At 34.8% G+C, this 15,646-nt stretch carries 18 protein-coding genes; 9 read left to right on the top strand and 9 right to left on the bottom strand.

The window, feature by feature from the left end:
• Positions 1 to 1,338, top strand: coding sequence for a UDP-N-acetylmuramate--L-alanine ligase (locus EG359_RS19615; RefSeq protein ID WP_076356637.1), 1,338 nt, complete (start codon positions 1 to 3; stop codon positions 1,336 to 1,338).
• A 131-nt stretch (positions 1,339 to 1,469) separates the two neighbouring features.
• Here EG359_RS19615 and EG359_RS19610 read toward each other — a convergent pair whose 3' ends face one another.
• From EG359_RS19610 to EG359_RS19600, 3 genes are all read right to left on the bottom strand, one after another.
• On the bottom strand, positions 1,470 to 2,546 hold the full coding sequence (locus tag EG359_RS19610) for an NAD(P)H-dependent flavin oxidoreductase (RefSeq protein ID WP_076356635.1): 1,077 nt from the start codon (positions 2,544 to 2,546) through the stop codon (positions 1,470 to 1,472).
• A gap of 83 nt (positions 2,547 to 2,629) precedes the next feature.
• On the bottom strand, positions 2,630 to 3,115 hold the full coding sequence (locus tag EG359_RS19605) for a hypothetical protein (RefSeq protein WP_076356633.1): 486 nt from the start codon (positions 3,113 to 3,115) through the stop codon (positions 2,630 to 2,632).
• Positions 3,116 to 3,122: 7 nt separating this feature from the next.
• Positions 3,123 to 3,998: an aldo/keto reductase gene (locus EG359_RS19600; RefSeq protein WP_076356631.1), complete on the bottom strand. Its 876-nt coding sequence runs from the start codon at positions 3,996 to 3,998 to the stop codon at positions 3,123 to 3,125.
• Positions 3,999 to 4,868: 870 nt separating this feature from the next.
• Between EG359_RS19600 and EG359_RS19595 the strand changes: the two genes are divergently transcribed.
• Positions 4,869 to 5,303: a GNAT family N-acetyltransferase gene (locus tag EG359_RS19595; RefSeq protein WP_076356629.1), complete on the top strand. Its 435-nt coding sequence runs from the start codon at positions 4,869 to 4,871 to the stop codon at positions 5,301 to 5,303.
• Positions 5,304 to 5,771, top strand: coding sequence for a GNAT family N-acetyltransferase (locus EG359_RS19590; RefSeq protein ID WP_076356627.1), 468 nt, complete (start codon positions 5,304 to 5,306; stop codon positions 5,769 to 5,771). It abuts the gene before it with no gap.
• Here EG359_RS19590 and EG359_RS19585 read toward each other — a convergent pair.
• The 3 genes from EG359_RS19585 to EG359_RS19575 all read right to left on the bottom strand — a co-directional run bounded on the left by EG359_RS19585 (position 5,745) and on the right by EG359_RS19575 (position 8,830).
• Complete coding sequence (locus EG359_RS19585; RefSeq protein ID WP_076356625.1) at positions 5,745 to 6,644, bottom strand: LysR family transcriptional regulator; 900 nt, start codon at positions 6,642 to 6,644, stop codon at positions 5,745 to 5,747. The genes EG359_RS19590 and EG359_RS19585 overlap by 27 nt on opposite strands.
• Before the next feature lie 234 nt (positions 6,645 to 6,878).
• Entirely contained in the window at positions 6,879 to 7,814 is a 936-nt protein-coding gene (locus EG359_RS19580; RefSeq protein WP_076356623.1) for an alpha/beta fold hydrolase, read from the bottom strand.
• A gap of 269 nt (positions 7,815 to 8,083) precedes the next feature.
• Entirely contained in the window at positions 8,084 to 8,830 is a 747-nt protein-coding gene (locus EG359_RS19575; protein ID WP_076356621.1) for a metallophosphoesterase family protein, read from the bottom strand.
• 190 nt (positions 8,831 to 9,020) lie between these two features.
• Here EG359_RS19575 and EG359_RS19570 point away from each other — a divergent pair, with 190 nt between their 5' ends.
• From EG359_RS19570 to EG359_RS19555, 4 genes are all read left to right on the top strand, one after another.
• Positions 9,021 to 9,635 carry an NAD(P)H-dependent oxidoreductase gene (locus tag EG359_RS19570; protein WP_076356619.1) on the top strand — a complete coding sequence of 205 codons (615 nt, stop codon included), beginning with the start codon at positions 9,021 to 9,023 and terminating at the stop codon, positions 9,633 to 9,635.
• The gene (locus tag EG359_RS19565) at positions 9,635 to 9,922 is read left to right on the top strand and encodes a putative quinol monooxygenase (protein ID WP_076356617.1); all 288 of its coding nucleotides are present in this window, start codon (positions 9,635 to 9,637) and stop codon (positions 9,920 to 9,922) included. Before EG359_RS19570 ends, EG359_RS19565 begins: the two co-directional genes overlap by 1 nt.
• A 2-nt stretch (positions 9,923 to 9,924) precedes the next feature.
• Positions 9,925 to 10,677, top strand: coding sequence for a type 1 glutamine amidotransferase domain-containing protein (locus EG359_RS19560; protein ID WP_228435116.1), 753 nt, complete (start codon positions 9,925 to 9,927; stop codon positions 10,675 to 10,677).
• Positions 10,678 to 10,840: 163 nt separating this feature from the next.
• Positions 10,841 to 11,824 (top strand): aldo/keto reductase, encoded by a 984-nt coding sequence (locus tag EG359_RS19555; RefSeq protein ID WP_076356615.1) that lies wholly within the window; start codon positions 10,841 to 10,843, stop codon positions 11,822 to 11,824.
• A gap of 79 nt (positions 11,825 to 11,903) precedes the next feature.
• On the opposite strand, the gene EG359_RS19550 is transcribed toward EG359_RS19555, so the two are convergent.
• The 3 genes from EG359_RS19550 to EG359_RS19540 all read right to left on the bottom strand — a co-directional run bounded on the left by EG359_RS19550 (position 11,904) and on the right by EG359_RS19540 (position 13,422).
• Positions 11,904 to 12,347, bottom strand: a complete 444-nt coding sequence (locus EG359_RS19550) for a carboxymuconolactone decarboxylase family protein (RefSeq protein ID WP_076356613.1) — start codon at positions 12,345 to 12,347, stop codon at positions 11,904 to 11,906.
• 7 nt (positions 12,348 to 12,354) lie between these two features.
• A complete protein-coding gene (locus EG359_RS19545; protein WP_076356761.1) occupies positions 12,355 to 12,786 on the bottom strand; it encodes a DoxX family protein in 432 nt (143 codons plus the stop codon).
• A gap of 63 nt (positions 12,787 to 12,849) precedes the next feature.
• Positions 12,850 to 13,422, bottom strand: coding sequence for a Crp/Fnr family transcriptional regulator (locus EG359_RS19540; RefSeq protein ID WP_076356611.1), 573 nt, complete (start codon positions 13,420 to 13,422; stop codon positions 12,850 to 12,852).
• Between the two features lie 66 nt (positions 13,423 to 13,488).
• Between EG359_RS19540 and EG359_RS19535 the strand changes: the two genes are divergently transcribed.
• Together EG359_RS19535 and EG359_RS19530 are read left to right on the top strand one after the other, a co-directional pair.
• Positions 13,489 to 13,854, top strand: a complete 366-nt coding sequence (locus tag EG359_RS19535; RefSeq protein ID WP_076356609.1) for a DUF1304 domain-containing protein — start codon at positions 13,489 to 13,491, stop codon at positions 13,852 to 13,854.
• 540 nt (positions 13,855 to 14,394) lie between these two features.
• On the top strand, positions 14,395 to 15,645 hold the full coding sequence (locus EG359_RS19530) for a quaternary amine ABC transporter ATP-binding protein (RefSeq protein WP_076356607.1): 1,251 nt from the start codon (positions 14,395 to 14,397) through the stop codon (positions 15,643 to 15,645).
• Position 15,646: the final 1 nt, after the last annotated feature.

Here is a 15,646-nt window from a genome sequence, read left to right as displayed (position 1 = left end):
TTGAAAACCCACTTCATTGCCATTGGCGGGAGCGCCATGCACAATCTTGCCATTGCTTTAAAAGATAAAGGATATCAGGTTACAGGTTCAGATGATGCTATTTTTGAACCCTCAAGATCCAGACTGGAAAGAAAGGGAATCCTTCCCCAGGAAATGGGCTGGTTCCCCGAAAAGATCACGTCAGATATTGATGCTGTCATCCTTGGAATGCATGCTCACCAGGACAACCCTGAGTTGGCAAGAGCAAAGGAACTGGGGTTAAAGATATACTCCTATCCTGAATTCCTGTACGAGCAGTCAAAGAACAAAACCAGAGTTGTTATTGCAGGTTCACATGGTAAAACTACCATTACCTCAATGATTCTTCATGTTCTAAACTTCCACCAGAAAGACGTAGATTTTATGGTAGGAGCGCAATTGGAAGGCTTTGATTGTATGGTAAAACTAACGCAGGATAATGATTTCATGGTACTGGAAGGTGATGAATACCTTTCTTCTCCTATTGATCTGCGTTCTAAGTTCTTACTATATCAACCGAATATTGCTTTAATGAGTGGTATCGCATGGGATCATATCAATGTTTTCAAAACATTTGATGATTATATTGAACAGTTCAGAAAATTTGTAGCCAGCATTACTGCAGGAGGTGTTTTGGTATATAACGAAGAAGATCCGGAAGTGGTAAAGGTGGTGGAAAATGCTGAAAATTACTTCAGAAAAATCCCTTATAAAACACCTGAATATGAGATCAATAATGGAAAAGTATATTTAAAGACTGAAATGGGAGATGTTCCACTTTCTGTTTTTGGAGCACACAACCTATTGAATCTTGAAGGAGCAAGACATATCTGCCGACAACTGGGAATTATGGATGAGGATTTCTATGAAGCAATCATGAGCTTTAAAGGAGCTTCCAAGCGTCTTGAAAAGGTTGAAAGAGAAGATAAAGGAACGCTTTATAAAGACTTTGCCCATGCACCAAGTAAAGTAAAGGCTGCAGTAAAAGCATTCAAGGAACAATTTAAGAACGAAAAGAAATATGGTTTCCTTGAACTTCATACATATTCAAGCTTAAATCCTGCCTTTTTGGAGCAATATGACCATGCAATGGATGGTTTAGAGGAAGCTATCGTATTCTATTCTGAGGATGCCTTAAAAATTAAAAGAATGGAGCCAATTTCCCCGGAATTCATTAAGGAAAAATTCAAGAATGAAAATCTAAGAGTTTTCACTAATGCTGAAGATCTTCATGCCTATTGGAATACGTTAGATAAAACGAATGGAGTTTATCTGATGATGAGCTCAGGAAATTTTGGCGGACTGGATCTTACGAAATAAATTAACTTGAAAATTTGATAATGAGAGCTTTCATTTCAAATTTCTATATACAAACAAAATTCCTTTCACTAGCTGAAAGGAATTTTTATTTTATCTAATACTTACAAAATAGGTTTGAAAGATGCTCAGCTTCACACTGATTTCATCTCGCTCTCCTCTGATTGTTGTATGAGTTTTCTCAGAATCTCCTCTGTGGATAATTCACTGTAGTCATGAATAGACTGTCCCATCCAAAGCCCTACAAAATCTATATTTTGCTGATCTTTAGCCGCCTTACGTAATCCATTCGTTAACTTATTCTGATAAGGATAGGGTAAAATATATTCTGTATTTTCAACAACCTCGATGTACTTATTTCTAACCCCTCTGGCATATCGTCCTGAAAAGCTTTTCGTTAAAATAATTTCCTCTTCTTTAACCTTTTTGAGTCTCTCTTTTTCAAAAGGCTGTAAAGAACTCTCCTTGGATGCCAACAAAAGATTTCCCACCTGAAAACCCTTTGCACCCAAATCTTTTACCGCCCGTAAAGTTTTTGCATTATAAATTCCACCGGCATAGATTAACGGGACATTGACATGATCATAAACCTGCGACAATAAAGACAGACCTCCAATCTGCAAAACATGGTCAGGATCAAACGCCCCGCGGTGTCCTCCGGCTTCTGTTCCCTGTACACAAATGATATCAATTCCTGATTTTTCTAAAATTAAAGCCTCTTTTACTGAAGTACAGGTACCAATAAGCACTACTCCATTTTCTTTTAGCTTTTGAATACTTTCATCATCAAGATTTCCAAATGTAAAGCTCAGAATTTTACAACCTTCTTCAATTATTGCCTCTACCTGCTCATGATAACTTCTTATCCTGATGTTTTCAAGATCGGGAAGACTGACTTCAATATTATTTTCCTTAGCCAATTGCTCGAGAAATTGCTTAGTCTTTACAAATTGATCTTTTAAAGTATGAGTTATCTCGGGAATCTGATGTACAAAAATATTGGCTGCAAACGGCTTATCCGTAAGAGTTTTTGTTTCCCTGATCAGCTTAATGGATTCATCTGCTGAGAGATCACCCAAAGCCAGTGATCCTAAACAGTTTGCATTTGATGCAGCGGCCGCCATTTGTGGAGTACTCACACCAAACATCGGAGCCTGAACTAAAGGATATTCTATTCCTAATTTTTTACTGATTGTATCCGGCCAAAACATAAGAATAATTTTAATCAAAAAGGTACGAAAAATATGAATCGTTCATTATCAATAGGATATGATATTGCTCACTCCTATTTCACTTATTTTAACCAAGCTTGATATTTCTCTTCTACCCAAGCTTTCATATATTCATTAAATTCAAATAACAATAACTCTGTTTCTGTTTCAAAGCACCCCAAAGGTAAACCGTCTCTAATACTAATTTCCAATCCCTGATCTAAATTAATAAGAAACCGTTGGGAACCAAAATCTGAAATATCAAAAGTAATATAATTATAATTCTGTTTTAACCCTTTAACATCCAAGTCTATAAGCTTTTCAAAATAGTCAAATATCTTTCCGGATAATTCACCTCTTTCCTGAAAAAAATTTGAATTGTTTTTTGTTATTTTCTCATGCTCAAAAGCGCTCATCTGAAAAATGAAGTTAAAATCATGATCAATTAATAATTCAGCAGCTAAAAGTCTTTCACAAAAACCATCATACTTGGAATACGAAAAAATATAGTCACTGTTTAAAGTGACCCTATTTTTATCTTCATCGAATCTTTTAGTATAAATCCACATTGAATTACTAAATATCTGCTACAGCATTCAGCATCTTCTGCTCCCATTCAGGATCCTTAGGATCAAAGAACAATCTTTTCCCTGTATCTAAAGAACGAACAACATTCATTTCATCTGCTGTCAGTTCAAAATCAAATACATTAAAGTTTTCTTCAATTCTGGATGGAGTTACAGATTTCGGAATTACCACAAAACCTTCCTGCAAATGCCATCTCAAGATCACCTGAGCTACTGTTTTATTATATTTTTCAGCAATGGCTTTTAGTTCGGCATTGCTTAAAAGATTAGCATTTCCGTTTCCAAGCGGGCTCCACGGTTGAGTAATAATATTATTTTCTCTGTCGTATACTTGTAATTCTTTTTGCTGGAATACCGGATGCAGTTCAATCTGGTTGATTACCGGTAAGACTGTTGAATTAGCTTTTAATTCCTCTAACTTTTCAACAGTGAAATTACATACCCCAATTGCCTTAATTTTTCCCTCTTTGTACAAATCTTCCAAAGCTTTCCATGTTCCCAGGAAATCTCCGTAAGGCCAATGAATAAGATACATATCAAGATAATCCATCTGCAATCTGTTCAATGTTCTCTGGAATGCACTCTTTGCTTTTTCATAGCCATGATCCTGAACCCAAACCTTAGAAGTAATGAATAATTCGTCTCTATCTATACCACTATTCTTTACGGCAGTTCCAACAGCTGTTTCATTCTGATAGATGGCAGCAGTATCAATCATTCTGTATCCGGTTTGAATGGCTTTAATGACTGCATTTTCACATTCTTTCAGGTCTTCCATCTGCCAAACTCCAAAGCCTAAAGCAGGAATATCAACTCCATTATTTAAAGTTACTACAGGTTGTCCTGTATAGGTTTTCTTTTGCATAAATCTTTATTTTAATTATTAATATAAAGTGATTACACAAATTTGCTACAAAAAATCGAAAATACGACTTACCAATTTTACTGTTTTTTGTTAAAAAATGTTATTTAATAGGCTTTTAAAATACTGTTGGAAAACGCAAAGGCGCTACTTTTTCCCTCTAGATATGCTGATAAGGCGCAAGGATTTTATTTCTGATAAAATTGAACACTGCTAATTCCTATTGGGATAATTAAAAAAAGTACAATTCTAACTTAAAGTCTTCGATTTTATTGCGCCTTAAAAAGTAACTTATTAATTTTCCCTTTGCGTCTTCGCGTTTTAAACAATTCACACTCATAAGCTCTCAAGAGACTGTTGGAAAACACAAAGACGCTATAGTTTTCCTTTGTATACGTTTATAAGGCACAAGGATTTTATCTTTGATAAAATTGAATTCTGCTAATTCCTATTAGGATAATTAAAAAAAGTACAACTCTAGCTTAAAATCTTCGATTTTATTGCGCCTTAAAAACAATATTCTATTAATTTTCCCTTTGCGTCTTCGCGTTTTAAACAATTCACACTCATAAGCTCTCAAGAGACTGTTGGAAAACGCAAAGACGCTATAGTTTTCCTTTGTATACGTTTATAAGGCGCAAGGATTTTATTTCTGATAAAATAGAATTCTGCTAATTCCTATTGGGATAATTAAAAAAAGTACAATTCTAGCTTAAAATCTTCGATTTTATTGTGCCTTAAAACAACATTCTATTAATTCTCTTAGCGCCATTACGTTTTAAACAATTTACACTCAAATGAACCGATACAAAACATGTTTCTAATACCCGACTAATAATCTCTATTTTCCTATTTTTGTATAAATTTCAAATCATGTCACACCCAATCAGACTCGCTAATGCAGAAGATTATCCAAGAATTATGGAAATTTGGGAATCTGCTGTAAAGGCAACACACGATTTTCTTGCTGAAGAAGACTTTAATTATTTCAAGGAAGCTATTCCAAGAGATTACCTGCCAAATCTGGAGGTTTATTTGATTACTGAAAATGATGACGCCAAAGGATTTGCCTCTGTGGTCGACGGAAATCTGGAAATGCTTTTCATTCACAACGATACCCGTGGAAAAGGCTATGGAAAAGAACTTTATCAGTTTATGAAAGAGAAGACCGGTCTTACCAAAGTAGATGTTAATGAACAAAATCCACAGGCCATTGGGTTTTATGAAAAAATGGGATTCAAAAAGGTAGGAAGGTCTGAGAAAGATGGTTCAGGGAAAGACTATCCACTTATTCATATGAGTCTGTAAATGGAACAACTTACATTTAATAAAATCGCCAAGGATTCGGAAATTCCTTATGAATTACTATTGTTAGCTGATGAAACCACTGAAGCCATTGATCAATACATTTTCAGTTCCGATATCTATCTTTTACATGACGGAACTGAAAATATTGCCGTCATGGTATTGCATAAAAATAATGATGCTGAGCTGGAACTTAAAAACATTGCCGTTATTGAAAGCTATAGAAGTAAAGGAATTGGAAGCATTTTAATCAATAAGGCTAAGGAAATTGCCCATGAAAACAAGTATAAACTCCTTACGGTGGGAACTTCAGATACCGGCTTCCAACAGATCAGGTTTTATGAAAAAAATGGCTTCGTAAAGACCGGAATACGCAAAGATTTTTTCATAGAAAACTATCCCGCACCTATTTATGAAAACGGATTACAGATGCGGGATATGGTTTTACTTACCCATTACCTTTCGGAATAGGTGTTTAATATGATCTATTTCTGATTGATAATTGGTTTTTTTTCTACAACCGAAATACAGGGTATTTTCAAGTTTTTTCTTACCCTCCCAAATCAGCTTTACATTTCCATTTTCTATTTCATTCTTGCATAAAAAATCAGGAACAACAGCCAGTCCGGCTCCCCCTTTCAGACAACGGATGATAGAATTTAAATTCGGGACAATATAATTCGGACGAAAATTAGGTTTATGGCCAAAATTTAGGGTCCAAAACTGAAAAAGATGTTCCATATCTCCGGTGGTTCCATACCATTTTTCATTCTTCAGCCATTCTTCGATCTGCTCTGCATCCCTTGTTTTTAAAACTTTATTGAAACTATTGGTATCAACATCCTTCCCTCCTACCAGAATGATTTGTTCGGAAGAAAATGCCTCGTGTTCTATATTCGGTGACGATCCTTTTTTCGGGGTGATGATAAGATCAAGAATTCCTTTATCCAGTTGATCCAGCATCTCAGGATATTCTCCAAAACTGATAATCAGGTTAAAAGGTAAAGTAGAAACATACTGTTCCAAAGTCGTCTGAAAAGTTTCAAAACACATCCCCACACTAATGGTTGGCGTATGTTTTTCTGTAGATTTCTGAAAATTTTTCTCTACATCTTCCAGTTTGGTAATAGGCTCAGCAACTGCATTGAACAATACCTTTCCTCTTTCTGTGGGAATCATCTTCCGGCCAGTTCTATCAAACAGTTTATATCCTACATATGATTCCAGAGAACTTAAATGCAGGCTTACTCCGGGCTGCGAGATAAACAATGAATCTGCTGCCCCCGTCAATGTTCCAGTTTTATATATGGCTTTAAAAGTACGATACCATTCTAAATTGACCATTATTTAAATTATTAATATTCTGATACAAAATTACAAAATAATTATAATACTGATCGATAACTTAATGAGATAAGAAAGCTTAAAGCTGGAAGAGAAGAGCTAATATACCTTATACAGCAATCATCACCTGACTTTATTGATTTTTTAAATTATTTAATCAAAATAACAACTATAAATAATCTGTATAATAGTAACTTACAGCTTCTTTCTTCCAACTTTTGCCTCTTAATTATATTATTTTAGCATCTGAATGATTGAATTCTGGAACTTTTCCGACTCATCTTTATGAATCTGATGTCCTGAATTTTCAAATAAAACCAAGTCTTTCTTAGGTGCCTTTACTTTTTGGAAATATTCAGTGGTAATTCTGGTAGAGGTTTGAACATCATTTTTACCTACAAAGAAATAAATAGGACAATCTACTTTCTTTAAAGTTTTTGGCAAGTCGATATTCATCACTTCGTTCCATGCAGGTGACCATGTTTTTGACCATTGAAGAAAGCCTTTCTTGAAATCATCAGTTTTTACATATTGTTTCCCATCTTTATAAAAAAGCCATTTTCTTAAATAGAACAGGTCTTCATCTACCTTGAACTGGATTTGTACGCTTGCTAATTCTTTAGTGGCAACAGGATCTTCTTTAAAATGATCTTTTAAAATCTGAAGCAATTCTTTCTCGCTCTCTAGTTGACTCACAACAGGATTTACCGCAAAATAAGCATGCAATAGATTAGGATGATTTCTTACGATGTAAAAACCTAAAGCATTTCCCCAAGAACTACCCAATAGATATATTTTTTCCTGTTTTAATTCTTTTCTCAGAAAATTGATAACCTGATAGGTATCTTTTCCCATTAGCTCCACTGAAGGCTGAACGGGAGATGGATTTAATTCCAATGTTTTTCCGGCGTCTCTCTGATCCCACTGAACAATGGTAAATTTATTTTTTAAAATATTGGTAAAAGAATCTGCATTTTTCCTCATTGAGCTTCCGGGTCCTCCCGATAAAAAAAGCAGTATAGGCTTGGTAGAATCATCTGTTTTAATGTCTATAGCTTGCTTTATTCCACCAATTTCCGGAGTAAGTAAAGTATCTATTTTTCCTTTGTGTAATTGTGCTATACAAAATACTGATAATAGTAAAAAAATAAAAAGGCTTGTCTTTTTCATGACTTCTAAGATTTTAATTTGATACAAATATCCATCAGATAATTTTCAGAGAAGTCCGAATAAAAATATTCGAACTGATTTCTATAAAAAAATGAGTTCGACTTGCTACAAATCAAAGTTCGAATAGTTACAAACAACTACAAACCAATTGATTACAATGTAAATTATGTAAACTTTTTAATAAAGAAAGAAAATAAAATCTTATATGAACTGTTCATGATAGATACAAAACGACTTTTGTTTGTGGATAAAATTTCAATAAAAGAGCATTATAATAACGATACTTTTTCATTTTTTAAAAAAGCAGAGTAATAATCAGGAATATTGCTTTCTTCAATACCACGCACAGTTTCTTCAAGCGGATAAGCTATCTGTATAATTTCTGGAAAAATCTGTTCTTCATCTAATCTTAAAATTAAATAGGAAGCTAATCTGTTCTCTTCTTTTGATCTACCTACAGAACCACAGTTAACTGCCCATTTTCTATTCTCAAACTGTTTTTTAAATGATAAGTGAGTATGCCCCATTACAATTAAATCAGCCTTTGAGTCTTCCAGCATATTCATAAAAACCGCATCATTTTCCGACTCATATAAATAAGTATCATTGCTTTCCAGACCGGAATGCAACAGTTGAATATTCCAATGCTTGTTCCCTATTTTATAGTTTAGCTTTAAATGAAAAGGAAGCTCAGCTAAAAAATTTTTATTCTCTTCTGTGATGTATTTCTTAGAATGATCAATAGCAATAAACCTTGCCTCCGTTTCTTCTTCCGAATGCTTACTTAAAGGAAAAACGGGTAAATCGAAAGCGATCCGTTCATCATGATTCCCCAATAAACATGGGATATTCAAGCTTTTAATTTTTTCTATTACTTCATTTCCCCAAGGAGCAAAATCAACAAGATCACCTAAGCAGAATTTTTGACGGATTCCTCTTTGCTCAATATCATTCAACACCGCATCCAGCGCAGGAAGATTTCCATGCACATCACTAAAAACCGCTATCTGTATCATTATCATTCAATTTACATAACAAATTTACAAGAGAATGATGAAATCAGGATGAACAGACTGCATGACATTTTACATAAATTCAAATATTTTAACTATCATTTTTATAATAGATAATTATTAATTATACTATTTTAATTATACAAACTTCCATCATAACTTTGCAGAGTAAAATTTAAACAATCATAAAAAAATGAAAAAAGTACTAATCATCAACGGAGGACAAAATTTCGGACATTCCGGAGGAAAATATAACCAGACTATTGCAGAAAATACTTTAGAAGCTCTTAAGGAATTTGAAAATGTAGAAGTAAAAATAACCAATGTAAGCGAACCTTATGATAAGGATGAAGAGGTTCAAAAGTTTGTATGGGCAGATTATATTATCTATCACACCCCGATCTGGTGGTTCCAGCTTCCGAACGGATTTAAAAAATATATTGATGAAGTTTTCACTGCAGGTCATGCAAAAGGAATCTACATGAACGACGGAAGAAATGCGGCCAATCCTGAGATCAACTATGGTACAGGAGGAATGCTTGGTGGCAGAAAATATATGTTGACAACGAGCTGGAATGCACCTGCAACAGCATTTACACTTCCGGGAGAATTTTTCAATGAAACCAGTGTAGATGATGGACCTTTATTTGGTTTCCATAGAATGAATGCCTTTGTTTCGTTAGAAAAAATGGAAAGCTTCCACTTCCATGATGTGGAAAAGAATGCTAATATAGAGCGAGATATGAAGCTTTACAGAGATCATGTGAGAAACGTATTTGAAAAAGAATTAAAACCGGAATTAGTATAATGAAAATTCACCTTACAGCAGTTATAAAGACCAAAGAAGAGCACCAGTCAGAAGTATTGGAAGTTCTTCAGAATATGGTAAAAGAAACAAGAAAAGAGGAATCATGCGAGCTGTACAATCTTCATCAGGGAATTGAAGATAAAAACCAATTCGTCTTCTACGAAATCTGGAAAAGTGAAGAGGGGTTAGCACAGCATAACCAACAGCCTTATATTCAAGCTTTCGGGGCTTTGGTAGATGAAAAACTTCAGGAGAAGCCTCAGATTTATATCACCCAACTTATTTAATCATGAAAAAGACAGCGCTTTTATTTCTTACCCTTTTCACCATTGGGTTTATTCAGGCACAACATCAAAAATCCACTCCTATGAAAAAGAAAATTTTATTTGTCGTAACCAGCCATGATAAAAAAGGCAGTACAGGCGAAAATACAGGATATTATTTAGGCGAAGTTTCTCATCCATGGGAAGTTCTTCACAAGGCCGGCTATGAAATTGATTTTGTGAGTCCGAAAGGGGGAACGCCTCCGGTAGACGGATTCGATTTAAAGGATCCTGTAAACAAGGAATTCTGGGAAAACAAGGAATATAAAAACAAAATTGATCATTCTTTACAACCATCACAGGTTAATTCAAATGATTACTCAACCATTTTTTATGCAGGAGGACATGGAGCGATGTGGGACTTTGCAGACAACACAGAATTGGCAGGTATTGCTTCAAAAATCTATGAAAATGGAGGGATTGTAGCAGGGGTATGTCATGGCCCTGCCGGCTTGGTGAATATTAAGCTTAATAACGGAAAATATCTGGTAGACGGGAAAAAGATCAATGCTTTCACCAATGAAGAGGAGGCTGAAGTAAAATTAACAGACGTTGTTCCTTTCTTATTGGAAAATAAATTAAAAGAAAGAGGGGCCAAATTTGAAAAATCAGGACTTTGGCAAAATCATGTGGTTACAGATCAACGAGTAATTACAGGGCAGAATCCACAATCTGCAAAGAGCGTTGGAGAAGCCATACTAAAAGAATTAAAGAAATAACAGACAATTTTTAACCACAAAAGTCACAACAGTTTTCAGACACTTAAGTCCTTAAAAGTGTCATTGAAACTGCGAGAATTCCCCTCCTCTGGAGGGGTGGCGAAAATTCAAAGAATTTTTGACGGGGTGGTAAATAAAAACAATCAATTTTAATACAAACAAAATGGAATATAGAAAACTAGGAAACACTGATTTGGAATTATCAACAATCACACACGGAGCCTTTGCAATCGGTGGAAATATGTGGGGAGGAAATGAAAAACAGGATTCTATTAACTCTATTCACGCCTCATTAGATCATGGAGTAACTTCTATTGATACCGCCCCATTCTATGGTTTCGGGTTGAGTGAAGAAATGATTGGACAAGCTATTAAAGGAAAAGACCGTACAAAAATCCAGTTATTAACCAAATTCGGGTTAGTATGGGATGGAAGCAATAAGGGAAAGGGAGAATTTTTCTTTGATGCTGAAGATAACGGAAAAACAATTCCGGTTTATAAGTTTGCTTCTAAAGAAAATATCATCAAAGAGGTTGAAGAAAGCCTACAAAGACTAGGAACAGATTATATTGACCTTTTGCAGCTTCATTGGCCGGACAACACAACGCCAATCAGTGAAACAATGGAGGCTATGGAATTATTAATCCAACAAGGAAAAATTCGTGCTGCCGGAGTAAGTAACTATAGTGTAGCCCAAATGGAAGAAGCCAACAGAACGCTGAAACTGGCAAGCAACCAGGTTTCTTACAGCATGCTGAACCGTGCTATTGAAAATGATCTTATCCCTTATTCTTTGGAAAATAATTCAGGAATCATCGTGTACAGCCCAATGGAAAGAGGTCTTTTAACCGGTAAATATTTCAAGGAAGATAAATTGAAAGATAACGACCATAGAAACGGTTATTTCTCACAGTTTGATTTAAATAAAGTAAAAACTTTCCTTGAAAAAATAGAACCTATCGCTCAGGAAAAAGAGGTAAGCCTTTCACAATTGGTATTGAGATGGACTACTCTTCAACCGGCAATTACAGTAGTATTGGCAGGAGCAAGAAATGCACAGCAAGCCATCGAAAATGCAAAAGCAATGTCTATAGATGTATCTAAAGAAGAACTGGAATTTATCAATTCAGCTTTACATCAGCTTTAAATTCTTTTTTATAAACAAATAAAAAGCTCCTTTTGAAGGAGCTTTTTATTACCATCTGTTGGCAAATAGTACGTATTTTTTATTTTGCAATCGGAAGATGTGTACTCACTGCGATTCTGTTCCATGCATTGATGGTTACAATTGCAATGATGATTTGAGCAATCTGAGCCTCGTCAAAAACCTGTTTAGCCTTTTGATAAGTTTCCTCAGTCAAGCCTTCATGGCTAATCAATGTAATTTCTTCTGTCATCGCCAAAAGCACCTGCTCATCTTCTGTAAAGAAATCTTTTGCTTCTCTCCAGCCTTCCAAAATGAAGATTCTTTGTGTAGTTTCCCCATATTTTAAAGCATCTTTTGTGTGCATATCAAGGCAAAAAGCACATTTATTGATTTGGGATGCCCTGATTTTAATCAATTCTTTTTGGATATGACTTAAAGAAATGGTTTGTAAATAACTTTCTAGCCCCATCATCGCTTTGTAAGCCGCTGAATCTACTGTTGCAATATTTAATCTTGCGCTCATTATATTATTATTTTTTGGTTAATTGATCTATACTAAAAGAATATCGTTGCTGAACAGCCAATAAAAGAGCTGCCGCACTTCCCACCCAAACAGAATAATTGAGTGGAGCTTTAGAACCTAATGCAATGGTCATAGATACTGCAAAAATCAGCAATAAAATACTAGTCCCATACGCTGCTATTTTGGTTTTAAATCCTAAAATCAACATCAATGGAACCAGAATTTCCAGAAAGGTGGCTGCATATGCTGAAAAAGTACTCAATGCTTCCGGAAGAAAAAAGGTCAGCTGTCTTGTATATTCTTCAAAACTGGCCATACTTCCCCATGATGAATTTTCTTTGCTCCATAGCCCAAACCGATCTGCCACTGCAGAAAGCATGGTTACCCCAAGAGCAAGTCTTAAAAATAGCTGCGGAAATTGATTTTTCGTATCTGTCATTGTATTGGTTTTTAATAACATGACAAATTTCCGGTTTATAATCCGTAAAAAACTTAAACTGGTTTAAGAACGTAATTTTGCCCTGATTTCACTTAAATATTCTGGCGTAAAACCTAAAAAGGAAGCAATTAAGTATTGCGGAATTCTTTGGATAAACCAAGGATACAATGTACTGAAATGCACATAATATTCTTCTTTTGTCATCTCATAAATATAACGGATTCTTTTTTCGGCAGCAGCATAAGCTGTTTGGTATACCATTCTGAAATATCGTTCCATAATGGGGTGTTTTTCCAATAAAAGTTCCTGAGACTGAAAATCAATGATTAAAATTTTGGAATTCTCTACAGACTGAATATTAAAGCTTGATTTCATCTGTTTTTCAAAAGCAAAAGTATCTGACATCCACCAGTTTTCTATAGCAAACTCCGTGGTTTGCTCTACCCCTTTTTCATTGACAAAAAATTTTCTCAGACATCCCTCCAAAACAAAATACTTAAACTTACAGATATCACCCTCAAGCATCAGATTTTCTTTTTTTTTCACTTTTAAAACCTCAAAAAAGGAAATGATGGAAGCAAATTCCTCGTCATTGACCGTAATGAATTTATCTAAATGTGCTTTGAAATGATCCATCTTTTAGAATTGAATAACCAAACTTAACTTTATTTTTTTAGTTTTACAATGAATAAATATTAAATCATGGAAGTTGTAGCCAAAATTCTTATCGCTATTGTAGCACTGGAACATCTGTATATTCTTTGGATGGAAATGTTCGCCTGGGAAACCAAGGGAAAGGAAGTTTTCAAAGCTGCTCTACCGGCTGAAATGTTCAAACCCACCAAAGGACTGGCTGCCAATCAGGGCCTTTACAATGGTTTTCTGGCTGCAGGATTGTTCTGGTCATTTTTGATTAAAGATCCGCAATGGCAAACGAACGTAGCACTCTTCTTTTTAGGATGTGTAGCCGTAGCAGGAATCTATGGAGCTATTTCAGCGACTAAAAAAATATTTTTCGTTCAGGCTTTGCCTGCTATCCTGGCCATTATTGCCGTTTTACTGAAGTAATTTCATTGCCCGTATTTTTAAAAATCTTCTTAAAAATATATACATGATCAATACCCTCTTATCTTTTATGATAAGGGAAAAATTGCTGTGCTTATCTCCTTCCATCACCAGACTTAAAACCAGTATCTTACGTCTCAAAAAATCCATTTAATATAAAATTCGTAAATTTGCATCGTCATAAAAGATTGATACACAATATTTTTATATTGACCTGCATTATGATGAAATGCAGAAATTCAAGTTGTTCAGTACACATATCTGTAATTACTTCATCAGTAATTTAATTGTAGAATCGATGTAAAAGATTAAGTTCTTTTTACACGATACACTCTTTTTCTAGAGTATAATCTATTGAAATATTTAAAATAAACATAAGGCCTTAGGTGCTTTGTGGTCTTATTTTTTTTTGAAAAGCTTCTATCATGATAAGAAGCTTAGTAGATTATTTTATGCTATCGTCATCACCAGAACAACAACGTAAAATGGAGGTATAATGAATTGGTGTACAATTTTTTATACCATTAATTAAAAAATCTGAATATGGAAAAAAATGAAAACAGTAGAAAAGTAAAACTTAAAGTTGAAGATCTGACTATTATTTTTGGTAAAAACAAAGAGAAAGCACAGGAACTTTTAGACAAAGGTTTTTCCAAAAAGGAAATTCTTGAAAAAACAGGCTGCACCATAGGAATCAATAAAGCAAGCTTTGAAATCTATGAAGGTGAATTCTTTGTCATCATGGGATTGTCAGGAAGTGGAAAATCTACTTTACTGCGCTGTCTAAACAGACTGAATGAACCTACTTCAGGAAAAGTATACATCAATGACGATGATATTACCAGTAAAAACAATAAAGAACTTCTGGAAGTAAGAAGAACGGAAATGAGTATGGTGTTTCAAAAATTTGGTTTGCTGCCTCATCATACTATTTTAGACAATGCCGGTTTCGGACTGGAAATCAGAGGAGAAGATAAAGCTTCCCGTGATGAAAAAGCACAGAAAGCACTGGACATTGTAGGATTGAATGGTTTCGAAAATCAGTATCCTTCCCAACTTTCAGGAGGTATGCAGCAGAGAGTAGGATTAGCAAGGGCTTTGGCCAACGATCCTGAAGTCCTGCTCATGGATGAAGCTTTCTCCGCACTGGATCCGTTGATAAAATCTGAAATGCAGGATCAGATGCTCGACCTGCAAAATACATTGCAAAAAACCATTGTCTTCATTACCCATGACCTGGACGAGGCCATTAAAATTGGAGACCGTATCGTTATTATGAAAGATGGCGTCATAGAGCAAATAGGAACAGCAGAAGACATTTTGACTAATCCTGCAAGCGACTATGTAAAAGCATTTGTAGAGAAAGTGGATCGTAAAACTATTATCACCGCCAGATCTTTGATGTTCGACAAAGCTACGGTGGTACGTTTCAGAAAAGACGGTCCTGAAGGAGCTTTAAGAAAAATGAGAGCAACAGGCTTGGAAAACTTACCTGTCGTAGATTTTCAAAATAAATTTCTTGGGTTTGTTACTCTTAATGATGTCGTTCGAATTGCAAAAAAGAAAGAACCTACAGTAGAATCAATCATCAACAGCAATGTTCCTTCAGTCTATCCGGAAGTTACTGTAGAAGAAATGCTACCGTTAATTTCAGGAAATAAATCGGCTATCGCCGTGGTAGACGAAAACAATAAATTTTTAGGTCTTATCACTCAATTATCTCTTATCATAGAAGCTACTAAGTTTAACGAAGAAGAGATCATTGAATTAAAAGAAATCGCAAACAATCAATAAG

The sequence above is a fragment of the Chryseobacterium joostei genome (assembly GCF_003815775.1).
Taxonomy (GTDB): Bacteria; Bacteroidota; Bacteroidia; order Flavobacteriales; family Weeksellaceae; genus Chryseobacterium; species Chryseobacterium joostei.
This window is presented reverse-complemented; position numbering and strand designations above follow the sequence as displayed.

Bases quoted from the DNA above. Each gene is read 5' to 3' on its own strand.
- EG359_RS19575 (WP_076356621.1), bottom strand. From the start codon at position 8,830: ATGATACAGATAGCGGTTTTTAGTGATGTGCATGGAAATCTTCCTGCG.
- EG359_RS19535 (WP_076356609.1), top strand. From the start codon at position 13,489: ATGGAAGTTGTAGCCAAAATTCTTATCGCTATTGTAGCACTGGAACAT.
- EG359_RS19560 (WP_228435116.1), top strand. From the start codon at position 9,925: ATGAAAAAGACAGCGCTTTTATTTCTTACCCTTTTCACCATTGGGTTT.
- EG359_RS19530 (WP_076356607.1), top strand. From the start codon at position 14,395: ATGGAAAAAAATGAAAACAGTAGAAAAGTAAAACTTAAAGTTGAAGAT.
- EG359_RS19545 (WP_076356761.1), bottom strand. From the start codon at position 12,786: ATGACAGATACGAAAAATCAATTTCCGCAGCTATTTTTAAGACTTGCT.
- EG359_RS19595 (WP_076356629.1), top strand. From the start codon at position 4,869: ATGTCACACCCAATCAGACTCGCTAATGCAGAAGATTATCCAAGAATT.
- EG359_RS19590 (WP_076356627.1), top strand. From the start codon at position 5,304: ATGGAACAACTTACATTTAATAAAATCGCCAAGGATTCGGAAATTCCT.
- EG359_RS19565 (WP_076356617.1), top strand. From the start codon at position 9,635: ATGAAAATTCACCTTACAGCAGTTATAAAGACCAAAGAAGAGCACCAG.
- EG359_RS19585 (WP_076356625.1), bottom strand. From the start codon at position 6,644: ATGGTCAATTTAGAATGGTATCGTACTTTTAAAGCCATATATAAAACT.
- EG359_RS19605 (WP_076356633.1), bottom strand. From the start codon at position 3,115: ATGTGGATTTATACTAAAAGATTCGATGAAGATAAAAATAGGGTCACT.
- EG359_RS19610 (WP_076356635.1), bottom strand. From the start codon at position 2,546: ATGTTTTGGCCGGATACAATCAGTAAAAAATTAGGAATAGAATATCCT.
- EG359_RS19580 (WP_076356623.1), bottom strand. From the start codon at position 7,814: ATGAAAAAGACAAGCCTTTTTATTTTTTTACTATTATCAGTATTTTGT.
- EG359_RS19600 (WP_076356631.1), bottom strand. From the start codon at position 3,998: ATGCAAAAGAAAACCTATACAGGACAACCTGTAGTAACTTTAAATAAT.
- EG359_RS19550 (WP_076356613.1), bottom strand. From the start codon at position 12,347: ATGAGCGCAAGATTAAATATTGCAACAGTAGATTCAGCGGCTTACAAA.
- EG359_RS19570 (WP_076356619.1), top strand. From the start codon at position 9,021: ATGAAAAAAGTACTAATCATCAACGGAGGACAAAATTTCGGACATTCC.
- EG359_RS19555 (WP_076356615.1), top strand. From the start codon at position 10,841: ATGGAATATAGAAAACTAGGAAACACTGATTTGGAATTATCAACAATC.
- EG359_RS19540 (WP_076356611.1), bottom strand. From the start codon at position 13,422: ATGGATCATTTCAAAGCACATTTAGATAAATTCATTACGGTCAATGAC.